This window comes from Alteromonas sp. ABH2_165, from assembly GCF_056159945.1.
Genome location: NZ_JBSWWF010000003.1, coordinates 388,390 through 413,835 on the forward strand (window position 1 = coordinate 388,390; position 25,446 = coordinate 413,835).

Consider the following 25,446-nt stretch of genomic DNA (forward strand, 5'->3'; position numbering starts at 1 on the left):
GGAGTTAACGGATTAATGAGTAAACAGGATGCGCTTGGTCTGAACAAAGAAGACATCGCGGCTTTACGCAATCTGCAGCCGGGTACGGTAGTAGACGTGCAGGTTGATACACCCGTATCGGTTCAGCGTCTGAAAACTCACTATATCGGCATGGATATTGGGAAAGCCTTTTTCTTCCAAATTCCCAATACCCACAAATGGGCAAATGTACGTGGGCATTTGGCTGCAGGCAGTGAAGTGGTGGTTCGCTTTATCATTGAAGGCGGCTACGGTGAGGTGATTGCGTTTAAAGTGTCGTTGATGAAGGCCTTTAGTAAACCGGTTTCTATGCTCATTACGACATTTCCCGATAAAATTCAGAAGCTAGGGTTGCGTAGTGATCAACGCGCTCAGCCCGGTATTCCTGTTAGCGTCTACACTGATAGTGAAGAAAAAGAGCGCGTTAGAGGGCTCATCATTGATGTGTCTAAAACCGGATGCAAGCTGGCTATTAAATCGGATAATCCGGATCTAAAATTTGATGTTAACAAAATTATAACATTAGGCTGTAAATTAGATGGTGATACGATTAGGATAGAGAGCAAAGTGAGAAACGTCGCTGAAGTAAAAGGCTACTTTTACTACGGCATTCAATTCACCGGTGAATTAGCCGCAGTGGAAATATTGATAGACAGATACATACTCGCATTGTGAAGCACATTAAGGTGGGGTCTGCTTCTTATGCCAGGTAAGGAGCGTTAATGCGTCACATTGAAACACTACTCACGAAGTACGAAGAAAGCCATCGCAATCACACCAATGTGCTTATTCACGCGATTGCGGTGCCGTCTATTTATCTTGTCACCTTGGGATTGTTATGGAGCATTCCCTTACCGTCTTTTCTCGCTGAAACCGATTTAACCTGGGCACATATTCTGGTTTTGCCTGCACTCTACTATTATTTTATGTTATCAGGGCCGATAGGTGCGGCCATGACATTTCTTACCATTGTCAGTTTTGGCATTATCAACCTAATTGATTCACTGGGTATTTCGGTATGGCAATTTAGTTTGCTGTTATTTGTAGTTATGTGGATTCTGCAATTTGTCGGTCACAAAATAGAAGGAAAGAAACCCTCGTTTCTTGATGACGTGCGATTTCTGCTTGTTGGGCCTGCATGGTGGTGGACTCATTGGTTTAAAAGAATGAATATTAACTGGTAATTGAAACGGTTAGCTGGGGCAATGACTTCGTTTAAATGCTATTCATCACTGCGACCAGAAGCCCCCGAGGCACGACCAAGTCAGTCACGTTCACCAGCAAACTGCGTATAATAAAATTACTATTTGATTTATCGGTAATAAAGTGAGTCGCTGGCAACAACTTTTCGAAAGCAACGAGCGCTTGTTCTGGACTTTGCACAGTGTAGGCTGGGCAGGGTTTGCACTAATTTATTATATTGGCTCGTTCCTTCATGATGTGCGTCCTATTTGGGTGTTCATCATTTTACTGAATGCCTATGCTGGCTGGCTTCTTACCGTTCCTCTTCGTTATATTTTCCGCTGGGCGCGCACCCAGTCACCAATGAAAATGCTGATTGTTGTGGTGTTATCCTGTTATGTGGTCGCGCTTGTGTGGGCAGTGGTAAAAAACGTCAATTACTGGGAAATTTATAAACACGGCTATCGTCCTGATACCTGGTACCTTTATTTCACCAACACCATTAATTCACTCATTATGGTGGGGTGCTGGACCGGCACCTATTTTGGTATCAAAAACTTCCAAATGCTGCAAAAAGAAAAGCAGAATGCGCTGAAGGCCAGTACTATGGCACATCAGGCGCACATCAAAATGTTGCGTTATCAGCTTAACCCGCATTTTCTTTTCAACACCTTAAACGCAATTTCAACACTGATCTTACTTAAAGAAAATGACATTGCAGAAGCCATGGTATCTCGATTAAGCGATTTTCTTCGCTACTCTTTAGACAACGATCCTATTAAACGGGTATCGCTGGGTGAAGAAATCAAGGTACTTAGATTGTATTTAGAAATTGAAAAAGTCCGGTTTGATGATAGATTGGACGTTGTGTGGGATATTGATGACGAATGTGATTCCGCGCTGGTTCCCAGCATGATCCTCCAGCCGTTAATTGAAAACGCAATTAAACACGCCATTTCCAGAATGGAAAATGGTGGTCGAATTTCCATTTCTGCACGTACCTTTGGTAATGATTTATTACTCGACGTGGCCGATAACGGCCCTGGTGCAGAAATCAAAGATGGTCAACTACATCGTGAGAACGGGGTAGGGTTAGTCAACATTAAGGAACGTTTACAGTCTCTTTATCAGCGTAATTTTGCTTTTTCGGTTGAGCATAATCAGCCGTCAGGCATACGTGTGAGACTGCGGATCCCTTACGAAGTATAAGATGTAGAATATGAGTGATCGTAAAATTAAAACCGTCGTGGTAGACGACGAGCCACTGGCAAGGAAAGGATTACGCACGCGTTTAGAACGACACGCTGATGTTGAAGTGGTTGCAGAGTGTCAGAACGGTCTTGATGCGGTTAGTGTTATTTCAAAAAATCGTCCTGACCTGGTATTTCTGGATATTCAGATGCCGGGACTTAATGGCTTTCAAGTGATTCATAAGCTGCGGGAGTTGAATCAGCCAATCCCGATGATTGTGTTTGTGACGGCTTACGACAGCTATGCAATCAAAGCCTTCGATATCCACGCGGTAGACTACTTGCTAAAGCCTGCAGACGATGCGCGTTTATCCGATGCATTGAAAAAAGTACGTGAGTATTACTCTACGCAGCATCAAGATGAGCAATCCCGTAAATTGGTGAATCTGGTTGCGGAACTCACCGGTGATGATTGCGAAGAAATATTGCGTAAACTGGCAAGCGGTGAAGAAATTGAAACCAATCCATACCCTGATGTACTGGCAATTAAAGATGGCTCGGAAGTGACCCGTGTTGCGGTACAAGATATTCAGTGGATTGATGCTGCCGGTGATTACATGTGTGTTCATGCTCTTGATGGTATGCACATTATGCGTAAAACCATGAAAGAACTCGAGCAGGAACTGAATCCACAATGGTTTGTTCGTGTTCACCGTTCAGCCATCGCCAATATTCGCTTTGTTAAAAAGCTGGTGAGTCACATAAGTGGTGAATACCACCTTATCCTGCAAAATGATACCGAGCTGAAAGTCAGCCGTAGTCATCGCGATAAAGTAAAAGCGGCAATGAAAATGTAACTGCTTGGAAAGCGGAGCTATTTAGCTCCGTTTTTGTTTATTTCTTCTAAAGAAAACGTCCTGTCTTGCCGTTACGCGTAACGGTTATTCATCAATAATGTCATGGTGTTCACCGACAGGTCATCTAGCGGTTTGCTGTGTTCCCACGTAAGCGGTAAGGGCACTTCCACTGCTTGTCCATTTTGCTCGCCAACCATGATGCCGGTTATCGGTTTGCCAATGAGTGTAGCGGCGTGTGCGCCCAGTTTCATGGCTAACAAACGGTCTTGTGAGACCGGCGAACCGCCTCGTTGAACATGACCTAAGATCACCGGTCGCACTTCTGTTTCTGTTCGTTGCTCAAGTTTGCTGACAAGATCGGCAATGCCGCCAGGCCAGAGGTTTTCAGCTAAAATGATGATGTAGCTCACATTGCCACGTTGATCTCGACGTTCATTGAGCTGGGTAAGAATATCTTTCAGTGTTTTTTCTTCATTCTCAAAAAGCTCAGGCAGAATGACATAGTCTGACGCTGACGCGAGGGCACCGTTTAACCCCAGAAAGCCCGCATGACGCCCCATGACTTCGACGAGGAAAACCCTTTCGAAAGCATCTGCGGTATCTCTGACTTTATCCACGGATTGCACCGCTGTTTCGATGGCGGTGAAATACCCAATGGTGGCATCTGTGCCTACAATATCGTTATCGATGGTGCCCGGCAGACCAATAATTTGCCCGTTCCAGACATTGCCTAAATGCTGTGCACCTCGAAATGAGCCGTCGCCGCCAATCACAAATAAGGTTGTTACACCGAGTTCATCTAAATTAGTAGCGGCTAATCGGGCCGATTCTTCGGTTTTAAATTCGAGGCAACGGGCGCTGTGTAATATTGTGCCACCGCGTTGCGTAAGGTTGTGCATTTGGCGGGCATCGAGTTCGCGGTATTGCTGTTTTAATAAGCCATTGTATCCATGAAGATAACCCAACACATCATAACCAGAACGCTCACAGACTAAAACGATGGCACGGATACAGGCGTTCATTCCCGGCGCGTCACCTCCAGAGGTGAGAATAGCCACTTTCTTACTCATGGAAATTCCTTACAGTTAAGTCATGCCATTATGACAGCATCATTGGTGATGACTATTGATGTCGGTCAGCTTAAAATTTTTCTACCTGATGAACCATCACGAAAGGTTTAGCTCTTATCTAAAATTCAAATGTTACTAAGCATTAATGACGGTTTAACCGCAGCATAAAACCTTGTACTGTGAGTGTAATCGTCTTAGTTCTACTTTCAAATCATTTACTGTACGCGGATATCCAATGAAAAAATGCTGGTTGGTATTGATGATGTTGCTCATAGGCGGTTGCAGTAGCAAACTCGCTTATAACAATCTGGATTGGCTGATTTACTGGTACATGGATGACTACGTTGAATTGAATGATCAACAGGAAGCCATCTTTGATAAGCGATTGGAACAGTGGATAGACTGGCATCGTAGCGAGGAAATGCCACGTTATATTGCGCACCTTAATGCAGTTCGTGACGATCTTACTGGTGACCTGCTTACCGAATCACGTTTGCTTTCCCACTATGAAAAAGCCACCGCACACTGGCAGCGATTACGGGCAGAAATTACTCCCGAGCTGGCAAACATGGCGCAAAAATTATCTGATGAGCAGGTTATTCGCCTGTTTGCGGCACTAGAAAAAGACAATAAAGAATCTGAATCGTCGATTAAAGAAATCGACGAGAAATCACCAGAGGAACAGGCGATCCAACGTGTAGAAGATCTCCGCGAGGATATGGAGTCTCGCATCGGCGCCCTTACTGACGAACAAAAAGCCATCATAGACAGATTCGCGCCAACGTTTAAGCGTTCAAGCCGGTTATGGCTAAATTATCGCCGCGATTTGCAGCAGCGTGCACGGGCACTGTTTGCTAATCGTGAAAATAACCCTGCTTTCGTGGATGATTTAACAGCATTAATGATGAATCCCGAACAGTATCGCAGCCCCGAGTTTCTTGATGTCTGGAATAACAATCGAACACAGCATGCCAAATTGGCGGCCGAAATCTCTCAAACCCTGACTGCTAAGCAAAAACGCAAGCTTGTATCACAAATCGACGATATGATTAGTGACCTTGAGGATTTATTGGATGATTAATTGTTGGATACCGCGTACCGGCCTGTTTATGGTTTTTTACTCTCACTGTTAACGGCCTTTCTTTGGGGTGTGTTACCCGTAGCGCTTACGCTGTGTTTAACCGTGATGGACAGCCCCACGATTACTTTTTTCCGCTTTATTACGGCGGGCGTGGTAGTACTTGCCTTACTGCAACTGAATAACAATATTCCAACGTTAAACATGTTGTCAAAAAAAGCGTGCTGGGTGGCAATTGGCGCCACCATCATGCTGGTAACAAACTACGTGACCAACGTAATGGGGCTACGATTTCTCAGTGCTTCCAGCGCCCTGGTATTTTGTTGTCTTAATACATTGGTCGCCTACGGGGCGTTTACCGAAGCCATGCGCGTGTGGTTCAATGTTGGCTGCTTTAGGGCGGAAGAAGCAAAAGGCTGTTTTATCAAGCCGCCTTGCTGGTAAGGCCGGATAGCTCTTCTTTTAAATCAGACAGTTTTTGTGCGTACTGCTGCTTCAGGGATTGGCCCTCTAGCATGGTTAACAAACGGCGGGATTCATTTTGTAAGCCAGGTTCTTGTTTTGTTTGTGCATGCATTAACTTCACCACACACTGCAGCAAATTCAATGCGACGCCGGTATTCACTGGCGCAAATTGCAATGCACTCGTGAAAGAGCGGCGAGCGGCAGTGTAATCACCGGCTTGGTAATGATCGATGCCTTCCTTGTTATGTCGAGCGTATAATTGTCTTTTTTCCAGGGCTTTAGTTTGTTCCGACTTGAGTGTACTGTCGGTAAACCGGTTTATCTGGTCATCACTTGCCAGTGCGGCCAATGCTTCCGCTTCGTCATATTCACCCACGGCGTAGAGCACTTTTATGCTGTCAGGAATGTAGCTTTGAGGATAGTGATCGTACTTTTGCTCAATGGCTTGCTGTCCGCCAGACAACACCCGTTTTGCTTCAATCAACTTGCCGTCGAGGCTGTGAAGTCTGGCATTGAAGAGTGCCTCATATATGGTGAAGTCGAAATCATCATTATATCGGGACAGATAATCATCACTTTTACCCCGTTGCACGGCAAGACTCGCCTCATGCTGATATTTATTGCGCGTGCGTTTATCGTCAGCATGCTCAGCCACTTCAAGAATACTGCCAATGTAATTACACCACACGTTGGCATTGTTTCTTGTGACTTTGCGGGATAACTTCCAAATGGCCAGGGCACACTCGCTAATCATTACGTAATCTGCATTTTTACGGGCAATTTCGCTGGCAATATGATGACGGTCGGTTGAATATGGACTGATTTTGATAGCTTGCTTGATAGTTTCTGCCGCAGCTTCAGGTTCATTATTGTGTAGCTGGCATTCAGCAATGACATCGTACGCCTCGGCATTAAATTTACTGTGCCGAACTACAGTACATGCCGTTTCTCGTGCTTTATCAATTTTGCCCAGTTTAAGCCAATTTCGCGCTAATGCCGTTTGTAGCCAGGGCACTGGCCTGTCTTCATCAAAATCGCTGAGTACGCTTAGCGCTTTTTCAAATCGTTTCTCACGCCAATAAATCTCTACGAGAAGCCGTGCTATTGAGCCGCGATAGGTTCTATTTGTTTTCAGCAGCTTTTCTGCCTCTTTTTGTGCTTCTGGGAGATCGTCGTTATCGAGGGCTCGATAAATGGGCAAAAGGACTTGGCGTTTATGCCAGCAGCGTTCAAGACGGGTGCTTAACTGGTTTTGAGAAAAAGGCTTTATTAGATAGTCGTCTGGTGTGCGCTCCAAAGAGCCTAGTACGTAGGGTCGTGTGCTGTCGGCACTGATCAACATCACGATACAGTCTGGCTTAGCTAAGCGACGCATTTTTAATTCTTCTATGAATTCGAAACCGTTCTTCTTGTCAGATCCGAGATGAAGATCGCAAATAACGATATCGAACTTGCGTTTCTTACATAATGACAGCGCTTGTTCCGCTGATGATTTGGTGACCACTTCAGTGGCGCCCATTGATTGCATAAGGCCGCGAAGGACCAGCAGAAAAGGGCGTTGGTCTTCAATAATCAACACGCGTTTGTCCGCATAATTCATCGATAGTCGCCTTTTCTGTTCGTCGACATAATGATCGTACCACTTAGACGAAAGTTCAAGTATGCAAATTTGTACGCAAAAGACTTTATTTATCTGTTTTTATGCCGATAACCTCAATATGAGCGAACAAAGCCCGACATTACACCGTCATCCACTGGCGGAAATTACATTACCGGATCGTGAATGGTCTGGTGAACTCGGCCGCGCTACACAAAATGGCGCGTTGTTTTCCTTATACCTTTCAATACATTGTCAACCAGGCTCGGAACCGCTAAGGATAATAGGTGACGAGGAACCTACGGTCCCTGATGACGATTTTCCTGCGCGTTTAAATCACTACCGCCGACCTTCGTTGCAGGCTGGCACAACGGATTATCAAACCTCAGGCGTAACGTCGTTGCTGGCAAACAGTGGCGCTGTTGCCGCATTTTCTTTATGGCAATCGATGCACCCGGACCCGCTCAGTTATCGCGACAATGCGCGATCAATCCCACCTGAGGTAAAAGTTAATTGCAGTTTGGCAACGCAGTTACGTTTAAATGTGTTGACGCCAAATCAAAAAAGCGTGGATGAAACGGGTTTATTAGACGTAATAGAAAAATCCAACGATTTACTCTCGGCTTGATTTACATCAACGATACCGAGAGGGGGTCTGCTGCGCATTTGGCATAAAGGGACTGTTCTGGTATATTTCGCGCCGCAATTTGCACTGGTCTTACGTTCCAATCAGCAAAGGTGAACAATCCTATGTCTCAATATATCGTTTGCGCGATGTACAAATTCGTTGCGCTTGAAAACTTTGAATCTATGCGCCAACCTCTCGTCGAAAAGATGGAAGCGCTTGGTATCAAAGGTACATTACTGCTTGCCCATGAAGGCATTAACGGCACGGTTTCTGGTACCCGCGAAGGGATCGATGGCCTGCTGGCTTACCTTAACAGTGATGCACGAATCAATCCTATTTCCTACAAAGAATCCTTACACGAAGAACAGCCTTTTTACCGTACCAAGGTGAAACTGAAGAAGGAAATCGTGACCATGGGCGTGGAAGGTATTGATCCGCGTCATACTGTCGGTTCTTACGTGAAGCCAAAAGACTGGAATGCGCTCATTAGCGACCCAGACGTGCTGGTGATTGATACCCGTAACGATTATGAAATTGAGATTGGCACTTTTAAACACGCGGTCGATCCGAAAACCAAAACGTTTCGCGAGTTTCCGGACTATGTGAAAGACAACATGAACAAGGACAAGCATAAGAAAGTGGCCATGTTCTGTACCGGCGGTATTCGCTGCGAGAAGTCGACCGCATACTTAAAAGAGCAGGGGTTCGACGAGGTGTATCATCTTGAAGGTGGCATCTTGCAATATTTAGAAGATGTACCGAAAGAAGAATCGTTGTGGGAAGGCGACTGTTTTGTATTTGATAACCGTGTAGCGGTAAATCATGATTTAGAGAAAAGTCAGTATGACGCTTGCTATGCCTGTCGTTTGCCTATCACAGAAGACGATAAGCAGTCTGATAAATATGAAGCTGGCGTGAGCTGCCCGCACTGTTTCGGCACCCACAGCGAAGATCAGATTGCCCGTTTCCGCGAACGTGAGAAGCAGGTTCAGCTGGCAAAAGCGCGTAGCGAGGAACACGTTGGTTCTGATGCCCGCGTTGCAATGGAAAAACGCCGCCAGGAAAAGGCCGATGCGCAGCGTCAACGTGCACTTGCAGCAAAACAGAGTCAGTCTAAGTAGACAGTAGCGAAGTTGGGTTGTACACTTTATTTATAAGTCGTAAATAATCAGGACATTAAGTGAGCACTCAACTTTCAGAAGAAAAAATCGCCGAAATCAAAAGTGACTTCAGCTTTTTTGATAAAGACGGTAACGGTCAAATCGACCTGCCTGAATTTATTGAATTGCTGACCGTACTGTCACCAAAAACGAAAATGAGCCACGTAGAAGAAGGCTTTAAAATTATTGATGACAATGATGACGGCTACATCGACTTCGAAGAATTTCTTGCCTGGTGGCAGGAAGGCTGGTGGGAATATTAATTTCTGCTTAGCGCAAAATACTTACCATTAAAAACGGGCTCTGATGAGCCCGTTTTTTGTGTGCTATTCTTCTTCGTCGTCTACCACATCGGTACGCTTCTTTCTTTTCACCGGAATATGACCGGCTTCGTCGCCTTTCATGGTGTTAACCCGTCTTTTCACAACGGGTTTATTTCCGTCATTCTGCTGTGCTTTGCCGTTTTGCTGTTTGTCGGCATTGGCAGCTTTCGGCGTACGAACTTTTTTGCCTGTGAATTTTGCAGGCAATTCAGGGTGAGCAGCACAGGTGACGTCGTAGCTAACATGGCTTTGAATGTTGAGGTAGCTTGTCCAGTCGCGAGGTCCTACAAATGAGATGGCGACACCTTTATCGCCAGCTCGGCCGGTACGACCTATGCGGTGAATATATTCGTCGGACTGTTTGGGCAAATCAAAATTGACGACCAGGCCCACTTTACGTAAATCCAAGCCTCTTGATGCCAAATCGGTTGTAACCAACACACTGTGCTGACCACGACTGAAGTTGCTCATGATGGCTGCGCGCTGGTTTTGCGGCAAATCGCCACGCAACGCGATGGCTTCAAGATGTTGTTCGTTCAAAATTGCAGCGATTCGGTCGGTATCTTCTCGTGTCGCGGTGAACACAACGGCCTGGTTGTATGCTTGCGCCTTTAAGACTGCAAGCAGCATGGTATCTTTGTGTTCAACGTCATCGGCGAAATACAGACTTTGCTCTATGTCTTGGTGCACAGCTGTTGATTCACCCACAGCAACACGTACCGGCGCTTTTAATAGCTCACGGGTGAGGTGGGTAAGGGCAATGTTATCCAGGGTAGCTGAAAATAACATGGTTTGCCGCTTGCGGTGGTCGGCAAATCGGTTGATCAGGTTGAGCTGTTCAGCAAAACCTAAATCCATCATGCGATCGGCTTCATCGAAGATCAGCAGTTCTAAACCATTAATGAAGAAAGATTTGTCTTCCAGATGATCGGCAATACGACCAGCCGTGCCAACGATGACGTGAGGATTACGGCGTAATACTTTGGTTTGATCGTTATAATTTTCGCCGCCAACGATAAGGGCGCTTTGAATACCCACACCGTTAGCCAGACTGCGGAGCTCAGAGAACACCTGCTTAGCCAATTCTCGGGTTGGGGCAAGAATAAGCGCACGAGGATCTTTCTTACTCAGCGCTTTGGTGGTCATCAATCGGTGAACCAGAGGTACCAGGAAAGCGAAGGTTTTGCCGGAGCCGGTTTTAGACGATGCCATGATGTCTTTGCCCTGCAGTGCAGGCAGGATGGTTTGTTCCTGTACGTCCGTTAAGGTTTCAAGGCCCTTTTCCTGAAGACGTTTGACAATTTTGTGATGAACCGGGAGATCGGCAATTAACAAGCTCAAGTGAATACCTCATAAATAGCAATGGCGGTATTATCCATGAAAGGCAGCAGTAGATAAAGGCGTCAGAGAGAGTGGCGGCAAGAAAGAGGCGCTTAAAGCAGCGCCTCGGGTAAGGTACAGGTGATTTAGCCTGTTATCAGAATTGCATTTCCGGTACATCATCGGCGGCAATCAGTTTACCCGCCGTTTTCTCACGAATTTCGTCAACCGAGACACCCGGTGCTCTTTCAGTTAAATGAAAGGCGCCATCAGCCACTTCCAGTACGGCTAAATCGGTAATGATACGGGTAATACAGTTTACCCCAGTCAGGGGTAAGGTACATTCTCCGAGCAGTTTGGAGTTGCCATGTTTGTCAGCGTGCGTCATGGTAACGATGATGTTCTTGGCGCCGGCTACTAAATCCATGGCGCCACCCATGCCTTTAATAAGTTTGCCTGGGATCATCCAACTGGCGATATTGCCGTTTACATCTACTTCAAAAGCGCCCAGCACGGTGAAATCCACATGACCACCCCGGATCATGGCAAAACTGTCTGCCGAACTAAAAATGGAAGCGCCGGTGATAGCCGTCACGGTTTCTTTACCTGCGTTGATCATGTCGGCATCCACTTCATCTTCATCTGGATAGCGGCCCATGCCTAACAGTCCATTTTCCGACTGCAGCATTACCTCAATACCTTCAGGTACATAGTTGGCTGCCAGGGTAGGAATACCAATGCCCAGGTTTACGTAACTGCCGTCCTGAAATTCTTGCGCTACGCGCATTGCGATTTGATCTCTGGTTAATGCCATGATTACGCCTCCTTCTTCGCAGTGACGCGACGTTCAATACGTTTTTCGAACGTGCCTTTAATGACACGGTTTACAAAAATACCTGGCGTGTGAATTTGAGAAGGTTCAAGTTCACCTGGCTCAACAATTTCCTCCACCTCAACCACGGTGAGCTTACCGGCTGTGGCCGCCATGGGGTTGAAGTTTTGCGCCGTATGACGGTAAACGCAGTTACCGTAACGGTCGGCCTTCCAGGCCTTAACAATAGCGAAGTCGCCCACGATGGACTCTTCGAGAATATAAGGGCGGCCATTAAATTCTTTTACTTCTTTGCCTTCGCCAACGGGTGTACCGTATCCGGTAGCCGTATAGAAAGCAGGAATACCGGCACCGCCAGCACGGAGTTTTTCAGCCAATGTACCTTGAGGCGTCAGTTCTACTTCAAGCTCGCCATCCAGTAATTGCTTTTCGAACAGGGCATTCTCACCAACGTAAGACGAAATCATTTTTTTCACCTGACGATCTTCGAGCAGGATGCCAAGACCGAAGCCGTCAACGCCACAGTTATTCGACACAATGGTTAGCCCGGAAACACCTACTTTTTTAATTTGAGCGATCAAGCCTTCTGGGATACCACATAAACCAAAGCCGCCTGCTACAACGGTCATGTTGTCTGACAGACCTTCCAGTGCTGCATCATAACTGGTTACGACCTTATCGAAACCTGACATATGAATCTCCTGTTGATGAGTAAATAAACAAATAGAGTATCCGCGAAGGATAAAATTTTGTAAAATTGATTTTATATCAATATTAATAAATTAATTTTATCAATATGAGTATCTCTTACCGAAACATGTTGGCCTTCATTCGGGTTGCGGAATCTGCCACCTTCGCCGAAGCCGCTGAAAAATTACACCTCACACAACCCGCACTGTCTTCGGCTATCAAGAAAATGGAAGAACAGTTGGGAGGCAAGCTGTTTAGCCGCAGTACCCGTCGTGTCACGCTAACGCCAGAAGGGCATACTTTGCTACCCACAGCAAGACGACTGGTAAATGAATGGGACGAAACTTACCACGACATGCAGAATCTGTTCGCTATGCAGCAAGGTAAGCTCACCATCGCTGCCATGCCGTCCTTCGCTGAGAGTAAATTGCCGGCGTTACTGAATGATTACCATCGGCAGTTTAGTAATATTCGACTGCGAGTGTTGGACGTGGTCATGGAGGCAACGATTGAAAATGTCCTTCAGGGAAATGCGGAAATTGGTTTTACATTCGAGCCGGAAGTGCACGATGGCTTGATTTTCACCCCGTTATTTACCGATGAATTTGTGGCCGTGATGTATCCGGGCCATACGCTGGCGTCTGAACACATGATATCGTGGCATGAGTTGTTACGTTATCCCTTCATTGCCATGAATCGGGGCTCAGCGGTACGGCGCTGGACAGAGCACGTTGCACAGGATATCGGACAGCTTAACATTATCGCCGAAACTGGACAGTTGGGCTCGGTGGGTCAGTTCATTGCGCAAGGTATGGGAATTTCTGTGGTACCGGCTATTTGCCAGTCGCAAATGGAAAACCGTGGATTGAAGTGCCGGGCCATCAAAGACAATCCGCTGAAGAAGTCTGTGGGCATGGTTCGAAGTCAACGAACGGGGTTATCGGTGGCGGCGGAAGAATTTTGGCGACTATGTGAACGCGCATATCAATAGCAAGTCAACTTGCTGGTTAAGCTTGTTTATTTCAATTTATGCTCTTGAATAAGGCGAGCAATATGCTCGGGTTCAATAGCAGAGCAGGGCGCTGCTATCTCTAACATCAGGAGTTTTGCTATCATTAATCTTCCGCTTTCAGATTGCAGAAGATAACGTACAAATGCCTGACTATTCGCATACAGCCATTGTCGATTATGTTCATTCCAGTCTTCATTAGTCGCAAATACCAGCCGGTTAACTATATCTTGCGTTGGTTTGTATGGTGTTGCGTTTGATTTGGGCGGTGTTTGACTACTGAAATACCCTGCCAAACCTTCGTTTAACCAGCGCGGCGTAATGCCAAAAAAATGATCGTTAATGGCATGCACTGACTCATGGAGAGCTGTGGATGGAAACGCGTTTTTATCTTGTTGCAATATAATGGCGCGATTTTCATCGCTGGCGTATACGCCTCTTGAGTTAGTGTGCGTCCAGAGATTTTTCTCAATGTTAAATGCCTCTGGCGAAGAGAAAAAAGTGAGATTGAGGGTTACGTCCCGCAGTGTATTACTGTCCATGATGCCAGCATATTCGTCGAGAATGGTGAATAGACGTTTTCTCAGCGTATCTGTTGAAGCGGCGTTTGGCACATCGCCATGAAGTTTCAAATGAAAACGCGCTGCAGGAAAGCGACGCAATGTGGTCACTGCTATGTTACCTCCCTCGGGGAATGTATCTGAAAGATGTATAGTGCCGCTTTCATCACGCCAACGGTACATTGTTTTGGCTTGGGTTTTGTCTTGTGAGGTCTGACCAAAAGCGGCAGCATCACATACTCTACCTGCTTTAAGTGTGTATCGGGCACTGTGGTTTTCAAATGAAACGCCAGCGGCTTTATTCCTACTGGACGTTGCCTTTAACGAAGGTATTTCTAACGGGGAGGAAATATCAGGTAATTGAGGCAGAGAAATGTCGGGGAGGTGCAGTGATGGTAAAGCCTCGCTCATTGACTGCAACGCAGGGTTATTATGCTGTGCTAGCAACTCCATCATTGGCTCGCGAACAAGCCATAACACCACGCAGGCGTTGATGACAAACGCACAAAGGATGAAAAAAATCCTTTTTTTCATTTTAGTTACGGATTGCGCTTAAATTACCACTTCTTCTTCGGTGCAAATAGCTCATCCAGTTCATCCCGCTCTTCTTCTTTACGACGGGCGCGATCTTCTGCATTCGCGTTTTTAAGATCGTCCTGAATGCTACTGAGCCATTCTTTGAGCGATGCTAATCGTGACGCCATATATTCGTCGGGTTGCGATTGTGCTTCTAATGCTTTGATGGCTTTTTCAAAGTATTGTCTGGCAGAACCAAGCATGCCTGACTGCATGGCTGTTCTGCCCCGTTTAACCAACGTTTCGACATTCACTTTTAACTGGAGTCGTTCGAGGATTTTATCTTCTTCAGCAAAGGTCTTATTGTTGAGACGCCCTTTAGATAACTCTGAGCGAAGCAAGATGCGAAGTTTTTTAACGGCCTGAATATACTGAATGATTAACTTATCGTTATCGGGCAGAACAAACTCGTTAGTGGGATTATTATCTAACGACATTGTGCTATTTTTTTGCTGTTCGGCTTCTGAAATTCTTTTCTTTATATCTGAATTTGCCGCACCCAGCTCAGCCATCCCTTTCAAGCCTGTGAGTACACGATCATTCAAAATTTGAATAAGGCGCGGCGAAACCGGCATGGATGCGCATGCTGAGATAACGTTTTCTGTTTCATCAATGAGATTACGGTATTTCGATAATTCGTTGCGTTTCTCTTGCTCTTGACGCGCGCGATGCTGTTGAAAAGCATTAATCACAAAGGCCGCAATGAGTAGCACAACGATGAGGATTATTATTATTGTAAACATGATTGATTATCCATTTCTAAAGGTTCGACGATTACATTCATTTCGCCGATTCTGTACTGACCTGTCCGATTCATCGTTACGGCAGTGTGACTTCAAAGACACTGCCGCCAAGGTTACCACCGTTACTGAGAGAAATCTCACCATGGGTTGTTTGTTTACAATGGGCATTGGCAATGAGTCTGGCGAAATAAAGTCCCAGGCCAGTTCGCCCCTGACTCACATCGAAACCGGCTAAATCCTGCGTACTTCTCTCTAACATTGACTGCGGATAGCCTTCACCATCATCTTCAACGGTAATAATGAGCTTGTTGTCCACTATAGATGCAGTGAGTTGTATTTGAGAGGTGCCATAACGCATTGCGTTGATAAGTACATCGTTAATCAACATAAAAATCAATTCTCTGTCGAGATACCAACTTATATCTTCTTGCACGTTAATGGTCACCAGCAGGTTCTTCTGTTCCATGTAAATGCGCACGGAAGACATCACGTCGTCGAATAAATCGCTAATGAAGCACTCATCAATCGTGACCGGCAGTTTGTCGAGTTCTGCACGGTATAATGACAGGATCTGCACCAGGTTCGTATTTAGCCGCGTTGCCTCGTAGTGCACACTGGCTACCTGTGTTGCCACTTCACCATTACCGGGTGGAACCAGCTCAGACAGCGACTCTATCGACTGTATTAGCAAGCAGAGCGAGTTCTTCATGTCGTGCACAGCGGCAGCAAGCACTGAGGAAAAATCAATGGTTTGAGATGGCTGTGATGACGACATGCTGTTATGTCCTGATAATTTTATTTGCTAATCAAACCCACATCGATTGAATGTATAGGTCTGAACTGAGTGTGAGTATAGCTTACAATTAGGTTATCGGTCACTGTCTACAGAACTGAATTAAAAAGGTTTGTTCTAGTGTAAATCATCTTAATCAGGCGCATTTAATCTCGTTATAACCGAATAGCCTATAGCTTTCGTCTGCAGTTTTAGTTATAACGGTAGATCAAAATAGATTATTTTGTTCAAGTCGGTGAAGGACTCGCGCAATGAAATTACAGCAGCTCAGATATATCGTTGAAGTTCAAAACAACAATCTGAATGTATCCGCAACAGCAGAAAGTCTGTACACCTCTCAACCCGGTATCTCCAAGCAAGTTCGTATGCTAGAAGATGAATTGGGCGTACAAATCTTTGGTCGTAGCGGCAAACACCTTACTCACGTTACCGATGCAGGTAACGATGTAATCAATATTGCCCGGGAAATTCTCGCCAAAGTTGAAAGCATTAAGTCGGTTGCTCGAGAGCATACCTTGCCAGACCAAGGCAAGCTGAATATTGCGACTACCCATACGCAGGCACGCTATGCGTTGCCCGATGTGATTAAAGGCTTTATGCACAAATACCCGAAAGTGTCGTTGCACATGCATCAGGGTACCCCTTCTCAAATTTCTGATTTGGCTGCCAAAGGCGAAGCCGACTTTGCTATTGCCACCGAAGCATTGCATTTGTATAACGACTTGGTGATGCTGCCTTGCTATCACTGGAACCGCAGTGTGATTGTGAATAAAGATCACCCGCTGTCTAAGAAAGGTTCTATCGACATTTCAGATATTGCAAAGTATCCGTTGGTGACGTACGTGTTTGGCTTTACGGGTAGGTCTGAACTGGATCAAGCTTTTGAACGCGCCGGCCTGACACCAAAAATCGTGTTTACTGCTACCGACGCCGATGTCATCAAGACGTATGTGCGTTTAGGGGTGGGCATTGGCGTGATTGCTTCTATGGCGGTGAGTGAAGAACTTGATAGCGATCTGGTGAAAATCGACGCGTCGCACTTGTTCGATTACAGCACCACCAAAATTGGTTTCCGCAAAGGCTCGTTTTTGCGTACTTACATGTATGACTTCATCGAGCGATTCGCACCGCATCTGACCAAAGACAAGGTGGAAAAAGCGATGATGCTGAAGAACAATGATGAAGTGGAAAAAATGTTCCGTGGGATCACGTTGCCGGTTAAATAATTAACCGGCAAATTCGCACATCTTACATCATCAACATTCGATGATGTTGACTGCGAGACCGCCTCTGGCGGTTTCTTTGTATTTGGTTTTCATGTCATTGCCGGTGTCGCGCATGGTTTTAATCACTTTATCCAGTGACACCTTATGATCGCCTGAACCGCGCATTGCCAAGCGGCTGGCGTTGATGGCCTTTATCGCGCCCATGGCATTGCGTTCAATACACGGCACTTGTACCAGGCCACCCACCGGATCGCAGGTAAGCCCTAAGTTATGTTCCATGCCGATTTCCGCAGCATTTTCTACTGCAGATACCGTGGCCCCCATAATTTCGGCCAATGCGCCCGCTGCCATAGAACAGGCTACGCCCACTTCACCCTGACAGCCTACCTCTGCACCAGAAATCGACGCGTTCTCTTTATACAGAATACCAATGGCTCCAGCCGTTAGCAGAAAACGTGCGGCCGTTTCTTCATCCATGGGGCGGATAAACTTGTCGAAATAGGCCATGACGGCAGGAATAATTCCCGCGGCACCGTTTGTGGGTGCGGTAACCACACGACCGCCGGCAGCATTTTCTTCGTTAACGGCGAGGGCAAAGAGGTTAACCCAATCCATGGTTTGCATGGGATCAGCAGAGCGCTCTGACTGTAATCGGCGGTACAAACCTGGTGCCCGTCTCACGACTTTTAGACCACCTGGAAGGATGCCTTCGTTATCAATACCACGTTCAATACAGGCTTTCATGGTAAGCCAGATTTCAAACAGTTTACTTTTTACTTCTTTAGCAGGGCGAAGCACACTTTCGTTTTTCAGCATCAAAGAACTGATCCGCAACCCGTTGGTATTGCACAGCTCGCAAAGTTGCGCCGCCGTTTTAAACGGGTAGGGCACCGTAGCTTGTGTGGTCATTGCCAACGTTTTTGCGGCATCAAAATCTTCATCTTTGATAATAAAACCGCCGCCTATGCTGTAATAGGTTTGGGATTTAACCAGACTGTCGGCGCTATCGTAGGCAAAAAATGTCAGTGCATTGGCGTGCTTGGGCAGTGTTTTTCGGCGATGAAAAACAATGGCGTTTTTATTTGGAAAACGAACCCGCTGCTCACCGTTTAGTAATAAATGTTGTGTATTCTCTATGTCAGCCAGGCGGCTTTCGATGGTATCGACATCAATAGATTCAGGCATTTCACCCAGTAAACCGAGAATAACGGCTTTTCCTGTACCGTGGCCTTTACCTGTTTGACCTAAAGAACCATACAACTCTACGGTAACCGAGGTTATTGAAGAAATCGATTGGTCAGCACTGAGCTCAGCGGCGAATTCCGCACCGGCACGCATTGGGCCAACGGTATGGGAACTTGAGGGGCCAATACCCACGCTGAACATATCAAATACACTGATCATAAACTGTCGTAACTCACATTATTTTAATTATGGTTAACGATGATGCATGGGATATCGATTAACTACAATACAGAAAATTTTATGATTGAATAAGAAAAGCTAATGGGATGTAAATAAATGTTGATAGCCGGCGGGCCCGACGAACCCGTTTAGTCGTTTAATAGATGACTGGAAAGATTTCGAAGAATTGCCGCAGTTGCGCCCCAAATCATGCGGTTTTCCCAAGGAATAAAATACACCGGATACTGCTTGGGGAAACGCTGTGCCATGTGTACCAGATGATTCTGGCGATTCATAAGAAATGCTAACGGTACTTCAAAAGTAGATGCCACTTCATTGGGGTCGATGGTAATGGAATGCTGCGGTGATACAAACCCCACTACCGGTGTCATGGCATAGCCGCTGATAGTGCGATATTCCGGAAGCGCACCAATCACTTCTACTTCAGATGGAAGCACACCCACTTCTTCGTGCGCTTCTCTTAAGGCCGTGTCGATAAGGGAGTTATCTTGTGCTTCGGCGCCGCCACCGGGGAAGCTAATTTGCCCCGGATGATGGCGCAAGTGTAGTGCTCTTTCGGTTAGTAGCACCATTAAGCCGTTATCGCGCTCTACCAAAGGGATAAGCACGGCAGCGGCACGGCCCGCTTTGCGTAGAGGAAAATCAGCTTCGTAATCCACCAATCTGAGATGGTGATAACGTTGCAGAAATTCATTGCGATCCAAGGGCTGTCTCCGGTTAGTTTAGCGTATAAAGCGTTCGAGCGTGGGTAATATACGCGACACTTTGTCCAGGGTTTCCTGATATTCTTCGTCTGGCTGTGAATCGACCACAATGCCGCCACCGGCCCAGCAGTACAGATTTCCCTGTTCGGCCAACAACGTTCGGATAAGAATGCTGGAGTCCATATCCTGACGGAAGCCGAGATAAAAAATACTGCCACAGTACACATTTCGACGATGGGGCTCTAATTCATCGATAATTTCCATTGCACGTATTTTCGGTGCGCCGGTTATAGAACCGCCTGGAAAAGCGCCAGCTAATAAATCCAGTGGGCTGGCATCGTCATTTAATTCACCCGTCACGGTACTAACCATATGGTGCACAGCTTCGTAACTTTCAAGGGCGAAGAGTGCAGGCACTTCAACGGTGCCAGGTTTGCAGTGTTTCGATAAGTCGTTTCGCAGTAGGTCCACGATCATCAAGTTTTCTGCGCGGTCTTTCTCGGCAGCTAACAATGCTTCAGCACTGGCGCTATCTTGTTTGGCATCGGTGAAGCGAGGACGGGTTCCCTTAATGGGTTTCGTTTCCACTTTACCCTTGCAAACTGATAAAAATCGTTCCGGTGAGATACTGATAACGGTGGATTCTGGCAAGCGGAAAAAGGCAGAAAAAGGGGCTTTGTTCGCTTCACTGAGTGTTTGATACGCCTGCCATTCGTTACCAATGTAACTGGCCTTAAAACGTTGCGCCATATTGACTTGATAACAATCGCCGGCGAGCAAGTACTCATGAATTCGATGTAGCGCACTGACATATTGTTGTTGAGTAAGGTTTGATTGCCAGTTACTGGTGAGACGAAATGACTCAGCATTATCTAGTAGCGCATCTAAGACGGGAAAATCAGGTGCTTCTATGTTAGAGAGTCGACAAAAATAGCGTTTACCGGTTGCCGTGTCTTCTATTACCGATTGCTCGAACAAGCCGACAGCAAGATCAGGACAAACGTATTCATCGCAAGCGTTTTCAGGCAGCACTTCGTAATATCGACCTAAATCATAACCGGCTAAGCCGGCACTTCCGATGAGAAACGGTAATGCTTGTATGTCTGTCGTGGGTACGTTGGTGTCGATTGAAATAGCGGAAAGCGCAGCACGCTGCAAATTATTAAGTACCTTTAGTGGCGCTTCTGAAGACTCAGTACACTGCCCAGTGTTACAAATCGTAACTCGGGTTTTACCGTGACGACTTTCAACAACCACAGAAGGTGCCCACAACATAATATTATAACGACCAAATGTAGTATTACCGCCCGAAGTATCGAACAGCATGGCATAGGGAAGGTGCTGTACCCGTTCGAAAAGTTGTGTAAATGGCTCGGTTGTGTCGATTTCACTGATAAACAGTGTGTTGGAAGACGGTTTGTACAAATTGTGACTCATGAAGATATAAACAATTGCTCTGTAACACTATTATATAAACAAAACGCATAAGCGACACCAAAGTCGCAGGCCTGAAACGTGGTGCGGTTTGCCAAGATGCGCTAGTATACGCTCTTTCGATTCCTTAACACCACCAAGAACACCTACAAGGTACTTAGAAAAGAGGACGCCATGACCGTTATCCGTCAACAAGACTTCATTGACAGCATTGAAGATGCGCTTCAGTTCATCTCTTATTATCATCCACTGGATTACGTAAAAGCGGTAGAGCAGGCATACCTTAAAGAAGAGAGCCAGGCAGCCAAAGACGCCATGGCGCAAATCCTGATTAACTCTCGCATGTCTGCAGAAGGCAAGCGACCGCTGTGTCAAGACACCGGTATTGTTACTTGCTTCGTAAAAGTGGGTATGGGCGTGAGCTGGGACAAAACCGACATGACCGTTCAGCAAATGGTTGATGAAGGAACGCGTCGCGCGTATCTGAATCCAGATAACCCGCTGCGTGCCTCCATCGTTGCTGACCCAGCAGGTAGCCGCAAGAACACCAAAGACAACACGCCAGCGGTTGTTCACCTGGATATGGTTGCCGGTGACAAAATTGAAGTGATGATTGCGGCCAAAGGTGGCGGTTCTGAGAACAAATCTAAAATGGTGATGCTGAACCCGTCTGACGATATCGTTGAGTGGGTAGTGAAAACCCTGCCAACTATGGGGGCAGGCTGGTGTCCGCCGGGCATGCTGGGAATAGGTATTGGCGGTACGGCTGAAAAAGCAGCGGTACTGGCAAAAGAAAGCTTGATGGACCCTGTTGATATTCAAGAATTGATTGAACGTGGCCCTGAGACGACCGAAGAAAAACTGCGTGTAGATATCTACAACGCCGTTAACAAACTCGGTATCGGTGCACAAGGTCTGGGCGGTTTAACTACCGTTGTTGACGTTAAAGTGATGTCTCTGCCGACTCACGCGGCTTCTAAGCCGGTTGCTATGATCCCTAACTGTGCGGCAACCCGTCACGCCCACTTCTATCTGGATGGTAGCGGTCCTGCCGATCTGAAAGCACCTAAGCTGGAAGAATGGCCAGAAGTGACGTGGGAAGTGAGTGAAAACACCCGTCGCGTGAACATGGACGAAGTAACGCCAGAAGATATTCAGGAATGGAAAGTAGGCGAAACCGTATTGCTTTCTGGCAAGATGCTTACCGGTCGTGATGCGGCGCACAAACGCATTCAGACCATGCTGGAAAACGGTGAAGGCCTGCCGGAAGGTGTGGATCTGAACGGCAAGTTCATTTATTACGTAGGCCCTGTTGATGCGGTAGGTGATGAAGTCGTGGGTCCTGCTGGTCCTACAACAGCGACCCGTATGGATAAATTCACCGATATGATGCTGGAAAAAACCGGTATCGCCGGCATGATTGGTAAAGCAGAGCGTGGTCCTGCCACTGTCGATTCTATCGCTAAGCACAAATCAGTGTATCTGATGGCTGTTGGCGGCGCGGCATATCTGGTGTCCAAAGCCATCAAGAACGCCCGTGTTGTGGCATTTGAGGATCTGGGTATGGAAGCTATCTATGAATTTGAAGTAGAAGACATGCCTGTTACGGTTGCGGTAGATAGCACCGGTGCTAACGCGCACAAAACCGGTCCGGCTATCTGGAAAGCAAAAATTGAAGAACTAGACAAAGAACTGGCTAAATAAACAGTGTTTTTGCTGTAAACGGGTACCTTTGGGTACCCGTTTTTGTTTGTGGGTGGCACAATAGTGGTTCAATAATAAAGAGAATCACTATGGACGCGTTAACTCCTTTTTCTTCCCTGCCTGTAATTGCTGCCTTGGTCGGTGCCGTTGTTATTACAGTGTTCTTCGCCAGTCTACGTAATCGACAGCAACGCCAACATTATGAAAGCCAGATAGCCTCACTGAATAACCTGATTGCAGAATACAAGCAGCGGAACGATGCCTTAGATGAAGAGTTGGCAGAATATCGCGAGCGTTTATTTAATAATCAGACACAGCTTGGTGAACTCAGTCATCGCGCCTCCATGATTGTGCCGATGCAGGAAGAACTAAAAGAATTTAAACAGCAGTGCCGGGAAGAGCAACGGTTAAATGCAGATCTCTCCGCACGCCTTCAGTCACAGCAAGCCCAGTTCGATGAAGCAAATAAAGCCAGCACTGAGAAACTGGCGCTTATGGAAGCCGCAGAAAAGCGCCTTCAGGCGCAGTTCGAGAATCTCGCTAACCGTATTTTCGAGCAGAAAAGCGAACGTTTCACGCAAATGAATAACACCGGCATGAATGCACTGCTCGAACCTCTAAAGTTGCAAATTGACACCTTCCGGAAACAGATGGGCGAGCAGCATAGCCGTGAAGGGCAGGAGCGGGCATCACTTAAAACTGAAATTCTGTCGCTGAAGGAGCTAAATAAACGCATTACCGAAGAAGCCGCAGCCCTCACCAAAGCATTGAAAGGCGACAATAAGCAACAGGGCAACTGGGGCGAAGTGGTGCTTGAGCGCATTCTCAAAGAATCCGGCCTGCGTGAAGGCCATGAATTTGAAACCCAGGTCTCAGCCAAGGACGCCAACGGCAGGCTGCAGCAGCCGGATGTGGTGGTGCATCTGCCCAATGAAAAAGATGTCATTATCGATTCCAAAGTCAGCTTGCGCGCCTACGAGCAATTCTTTAACTGTGATGATGACGCACTGCGCGCAAGATTTCTTACCGAGCATGTTAATTCGCTGAAAGCACACATAAAAGGGCTTGGCGGCAAGCGTTATCAGGACATCAAGTCACTGCGAACGCTGGATTATGTACTCATGTTCATTCCCGTCGAGCCCGCTTTTCTCCTGGCAGTGCAGGAAGATCCCTCGTTGGTTTCCCTAGCATTAGACAACAATATTTTGCTCGTAAGCCCAACAAACTTGCTGGTGGCTCTCCGTACTATTAATAACATCTGGCAATACGAATACCAGCACCAAAATGCACAGCATATTGCCGAACATGCAGGCAAGCTGTACGACAAGTTCGTAGGTTTTATTGGTGACTTAGAAAAGGTAGGTAAGCATGTGGAAAATACACAAAAATCCTACGATGCTGCCATGAAAAAACTCACAGAAGGGCGCGGAAACCTGGTGCGGCAAGTAGAATATTTCCGCGAACTCGGTGTACAGCCACAAAAGAAACTCAATCCCGGCCTGATGCCTGCCGACGAGGAAGGTGAATAAATGTTTAACCAACCAAGCATTAAACAGAAAGGAAAAGACATAGATTGCCTTGGAAAATTCGCTAAGGCGGAATAATTCCCGTTTTGTCGTTTTTAGACAAACCGACAAAAAACGACAATATGGTAACAGGTGGATTTAAGGGATGTTTTGGCTTAATCTGGAATTCTTTATAATCAAAAATATCCCAAACCGGGACCGGGAAAACGGACAGTTTGGGATTTAGTAAGTTGTTAGATTCTGTTTAGTTCTTTCATTTCTCTTTTTGTTTCTTTGTGCGCCTAGCCGCGCAAGGTTGTTTCTTCTGGGGCTAATTTAAATGCTAGGCGAGGGCGGTTTAAGTAGCAACAAGTCATCGATAGTTGTTTCCAGAATAACAAAGCCAGTAACCAGAAATCACCGCTTTGCAGAACATCGCCATGTTGTTTCGGCACGAACATTGGCGCTCTTTTGGTTTCAGGCTTTACAAGCGTTGCACTGTTGGACAGCATCTAAAAAGTAACAGGCAACGGTTTGAAGTTGTATCCGCATCGCCTTTTGTCCGGCAACTTTTTCACATCTGGCTTTTCGTATTAGGTTGTTTTAAAGTCAGTTATTGTTTCGAGTTTGCAGCGTTTTCATACCAGCGGTGGCAGCAAAGCTGCGGGCGTTTATCTCTTCGGTATCTAACAATCTGCTGTAGCCGCTCGCGGGCTCGCTGGGACACAAACACGGCGGCTGTGTCACTTCGTTCCGATTATAGCCGCCGTGTTTGTGCCCCTAAGCAGGGTGTTAGGGTAACCGGTAAAAGGACTTTCAGATGAAGTATCTGGTTTTATTTTTTCTTTGTAGTTTTGCGGTCAATGCAGAAGACGGCTTATTCTCAAGATTTGTTTTTGATAAGCAGGAAATAGGCTCAAACTCGCTGCAAAGCTACAACACAGGCATATTGGCAGAGTTCAATTCCTCTAATACTATAGACATCTCAAGTCTGTATCAGATCGCGATAACTAACAGAGTCCTAGAACCTGGGAAGGTAAATATATATTTTTCACTCAAGGATACGTCTTCTGGCAAGCCATACAACGTTGGAGCCGATGCTAGAGACTTCATAATTGGACAACAAGAATCCTTTGAATTTACCAACAATGGGTATATTTATACCGTTAGCATCGATACATCTTTCGGCAAGTTACCCTAACAAAAAAATTAAGTCACTCGCTCCGCTCGCTGGGACACAAACATGGCGGCTGTGTCACTTCGTTCCGATTATAGCCGCCATGTTTGTGCCCCTTATTTGGGTGTTAGGCGTCAAGTTGCACCGCGTTGCGCAATACGCTACACTCTTCCTATGATT

The 25,446-nt window shown here is 46.3% G+C and carries 25 protein-coding genes; 14 read left to right on the forward strand and 11 right to left on the reverse strand.

Features of this window, described 5'->3' with window-relative positions; all coding sequences use genetic code 11:
* Positions 1-15 precede the first annotated feature (15 nt).
* The 4 genes from ACXAFQ_RS08960 to ACXAFQ_RS08975 all read left to right on the forward strand — a co-directional run bounded on the left by ACXAFQ_RS08960 (position 16) and on the right by ACXAFQ_RS08975 (position 3,247).
* Complete coding sequence (locus tag ACXAFQ_RS08960; RefSeq protein WP_474820278.1) at positions 16-693, forward strand: flagellar brake protein; 678 nt, start codon at positions 16-18, stop codon at positions 691-693.
* A gap of 47 nt (positions 694-740) precedes the next feature.
* A complete protein-coding gene (locus ACXAFQ_RS08965; RefSeq protein ID WP_474820282.1) occupies positions 741-1,202 on the forward strand; it encodes an Mpo1 family 2-hydroxy fatty acid dioxygenase in 462 nt (153 codons plus the stop codon).
* A 142-nt stretch (positions 1,203-1,344) separates the two neighbouring features.
* Positions 1,345-2,409, forward strand: coding sequence for a sensor histidine kinase (locus tag ACXAFQ_RS08970; RefSeq protein WP_474820284.1), 1,065 nt, complete (start codon positions 1,345-1,347; stop codon positions 2,407-2,409).
* A gap of 10 nt (positions 2,410-2,419) precedes the next feature.
* On the forward strand, positions 2,420-3,247 hold the full coding sequence (locus tag ACXAFQ_RS08975) for a LytR/AlgR family response regulator transcription factor (RefSeq protein WP_474820288.1): 828 nt from the start codon (positions 2,420-2,422) through the stop codon (positions 3,245-3,247).
* 71 nt (positions 3,248-3,318) lie between these two features.
* On the opposite strand, the gene ACXAFQ_RS08980 is transcribed toward ACXAFQ_RS08975, so the two are convergent.
* Positions 3,319-4,317: a 6-phosphofructokinase gene (locus ACXAFQ_RS08980; protein WP_474820292.1), complete on the reverse strand. Its 999-nt coding sequence runs from the start codon at positions 4,315-4,317 to the stop codon at positions 3,319-3,321.
* Between the two features lie 235 nt (positions 4,318-4,552).
* Here ACXAFQ_RS08980 and ACXAFQ_RS08985 point away from each other — a divergent pair, with 235 nt between their 5' ends.
* The gene (locus ACXAFQ_RS08985) at positions 4,553-5,398 is read left to right on the forward strand and encodes a DUF6279 family lipoprotein (RefSeq protein ID WP_474820295.1); all 846 of its coding nucleotides are present in this window, start codon (positions 4,553-4,555) and stop codon (positions 5,396-5,398) included.
* Positions 5,399-5,839: an EamA family transporter gene (locus tag ACXAFQ_RS08990; protein ID WP_474820297.1), complete on the forward strand. Its 441-nt coding sequence runs from the start codon at positions 5,399-5,401 to the stop codon at positions 5,837-5,839.
* On the opposite strand, the gene ACXAFQ_RS08995 is transcribed toward ACXAFQ_RS08990, so the two are convergent.
* Positions 5,820-7,460: a response regulator gene (locus ACXAFQ_RS08995; RefSeq protein ID WP_474820299.1), complete on the reverse strand. Its 1,641-nt coding sequence runs from the start codon at positions 7,458-7,460 to the stop codon at positions 5,820-5,822. The two genes, ACXAFQ_RS08990 and ACXAFQ_RS08995, sit on opposite strands and share 20 nt — an antisense overlap.
* Positions 7,461-7,578: 118 nt before the next feature.
* Between ACXAFQ_RS08995 and ACXAFQ_RS09000 the strand changes: the two genes are divergently transcribed.
* The 3 genes from ACXAFQ_RS09000 to ACXAFQ_RS09010 all read left to right on the forward strand — a co-directional run bounded on the left by ACXAFQ_RS09000 (position 7,579) and on the right by ACXAFQ_RS09010 (position 9,508).
* Positions 7,579-8,085 carry a VC2046/SO_2500 family protein gene (locus tag ACXAFQ_RS09000; RefSeq protein ID WP_474820301.1) on the forward strand — a complete coding sequence of 169 codons (507 nt, stop codon included), beginning with the start codon at positions 7,579-7,581 and terminating at the stop codon, positions 8,083-8,085.
* Between the two features lie 122 nt (positions 8,086-8,207).
* Complete coding sequence (gene trhO / locus ACXAFQ_RS09005) at positions 8,208-9,206, forward strand: oxygen-dependent tRNA uridine(34) hydroxylase TrhO (RefSeq protein ID WP_474820305.1); 999 nt, start codon at positions 8,208-8,210, stop codon at positions 9,204-9,206.
* A gap of 59 nt (positions 9,207-9,265) precedes the next feature.
* On the forward strand, positions 9,266-9,508 hold the full coding sequence (locus ACXAFQ_RS09010; RefSeq protein WP_070124032.1) for an EF-hand domain-containing protein: 243 nt from the start codon (positions 9,266-9,268) through the stop codon (positions 9,506-9,508).
* 63 nt (positions 9,509-9,571) lie between these two features.
* Here ACXAFQ_RS09010 and ACXAFQ_RS09015 read toward each other — a convergent pair whose 3' ends face one another.
* The 3 genes from ACXAFQ_RS09015 to ACXAFQ_RS09025 all read right to left on the reverse strand — a co-directional run bounded on the left by ACXAFQ_RS09015 (position 9,572) and on the right by ACXAFQ_RS09025 (position 12,412).
* The gene (locus ACXAFQ_RS09015; protein WP_474820393.1) at positions 9,572-10,903 is read right to left on the reverse strand and encodes a DEAD/DEAH box helicase; all 1,332 of its coding nucleotides are present in this window, start codon (positions 10,901-10,903) and stop codon (positions 9,572-9,574) included.
* A 142-nt stretch (positions 10,904-11,045) separates the two neighbouring features.
* Positions 11,046-11,702 carry a CoA transferase subunit B gene (locus tag ACXAFQ_RS09020; protein WP_070124031.1) on the reverse strand — a complete coding sequence of 219 codons (657 nt, stop codon included), beginning with the start codon at positions 11,700-11,702 and terminating at the stop codon, positions 11,046-11,048.
* Between the two features lie 2 nt (positions 11,703-11,704).
* On the reverse strand, positions 11,705-12,412 hold the full coding sequence (locus ACXAFQ_RS09025) for a CoA transferase subunit A (protein ID WP_474820311.1): 708 nt from the start codon (positions 12,410-12,412) through the stop codon (positions 11,705-11,707).
* A 104-nt stretch (positions 12,413-12,516) separates the two neighbouring features.
* On the opposite strand from ACXAFQ_RS09025, the gene ACXAFQ_RS09030 reads away from it, so the two are divergent.
* Complete coding sequence (locus ACXAFQ_RS09030) at positions 12,517-13,401, forward strand: LysR family transcriptional regulator (RefSeq protein ID WP_474820313.1); 885 nt, start codon at positions 12,517-12,519, stop codon at positions 13,399-13,401.
* 26 nt (positions 13,402-13,427) lie between these two features.
* On the opposite strand, the gene ACXAFQ_RS09035 is transcribed toward ACXAFQ_RS09030, so the two are convergent.
* The 3 genes from ACXAFQ_RS09035 to ACXAFQ_RS09045 all read right to left on the reverse strand — a co-directional run bounded on the left by ACXAFQ_RS09035 (position 13,428) and on the right by ACXAFQ_RS09045 (position 16,073).
* Positions 13,428-14,513, reverse strand: a complete 1,086-nt coding sequence (locus ACXAFQ_RS09035; RefSeq protein ID WP_474820316.1) for a DUF4124 domain-containing protein — start codon at positions 14,511-14,513, stop codon at positions 13,428-13,430.
* A gap of 23 nt (positions 14,514-14,536) precedes the next feature.
* The gene (locus tag ACXAFQ_RS09040; protein ID WP_474820321.1) at positions 14,537-15,298 is read right to left on the reverse strand and encodes a hypothetical protein; all 762 of its coding nucleotides are present in this window, start codon (positions 15,296-15,298) and stop codon (positions 14,537-14,539) included.
* A 76-nt stretch (positions 15,299-15,374) separates the two neighbouring features.
* Entirely contained in the window at positions 15,375-16,073 is a 699-nt protein-coding gene (locus ACXAFQ_RS09045; protein ID WP_474820325.1) for a sensor histidine kinase, read from the reverse strand.
* A 269-nt stretch (positions 16,074-16,342) separates the two neighbouring features.
* Between ACXAFQ_RS09045 and cysB the strand changes: the two genes are divergently transcribed.
* A complete protein-coding gene (gene cysB / locus ACXAFQ_RS09050; RefSeq protein ID WP_070124026.1) occupies positions 16,343-17,317 on the forward strand; it encodes an HTH-type transcriptional regulator CysB in 975 nt (324 codons plus the stop codon).
* 30 nt (positions 17,318-17,347) lie between these two features.
* On the opposite strand, the gene ACXAFQ_RS09055 is transcribed toward cysB, so the two are convergent.
* The 3 genes from ACXAFQ_RS09055 to pabB form a co-directional block, all read right to left on the reverse strand.
* Complete coding sequence (locus ACXAFQ_RS09055) at positions 17,348-18,721, reverse strand: L-serine ammonia-lyase (protein WP_474820330.1); 1,374 nt, start codon at positions 18,719-18,721, stop codon at positions 17,348-17,350.
* A gap of 149 nt (positions 18,722-18,870) precedes the next feature.
* Positions 18,871-19,446: a CoA pyrophosphatase gene (locus ACXAFQ_RS09060; RefSeq protein WP_474820334.1), complete on the reverse strand. Its 576-nt coding sequence runs from the start codon at positions 19,444-19,446 to the stop codon at positions 18,871-18,873.
* Positions 19,447-19,464: 18 nt separating this feature from the next.
* Positions 19,465-20,883, reverse strand: coding sequence for an aminodeoxychorismate synthase component I (gene pabB, locus ACXAFQ_RS09065; protein ID WP_474820337.1), 1,419 nt, complete (start codon positions 20,881-20,883; stop codon positions 19,465-19,467).
* A gap of 171 nt (positions 20,884-21,054) precedes the next feature.
* Between pabB and ACXAFQ_RS09070 the strand changes: the two genes are divergently transcribed.
* From ACXAFQ_RS09070 to ACXAFQ_RS09080, 3 genes are all read left to right on the forward strand, one after another.
* A complete protein-coding gene (locus ACXAFQ_RS09070; RefSeq protein WP_474820341.1) occupies positions 21,055-22,584 on the forward strand; it encodes a fumarate hydratase in 1,530 nt (509 codons plus the stop codon).
* A gap of 89 nt (positions 22,585-22,673) precedes the next feature.
* The gene (rmuC, locus tag ACXAFQ_RS09075) at positions 22,674-24,113 is read left to right on the forward strand and encodes a DNA recombination protein RmuC (protein WP_474820343.1); all 1,440 of its coding nucleotides are present in this window, start codon (positions 22,674-22,676) and stop codon (positions 24,111-24,113) included.
* A gap of 796 nt (positions 24,114-24,909) precedes the next feature.
* A complete protein-coding gene (locus ACXAFQ_RS09080) occupies positions 24,910-25,290 on the forward strand; it encodes a hypothetical protein (RefSeq protein WP_474820348.1) in 381 nt (126 codons plus the stop codon).
* The last annotated feature ends 156 nt before the right edge of the window (positions 25,291-25,446 follow it).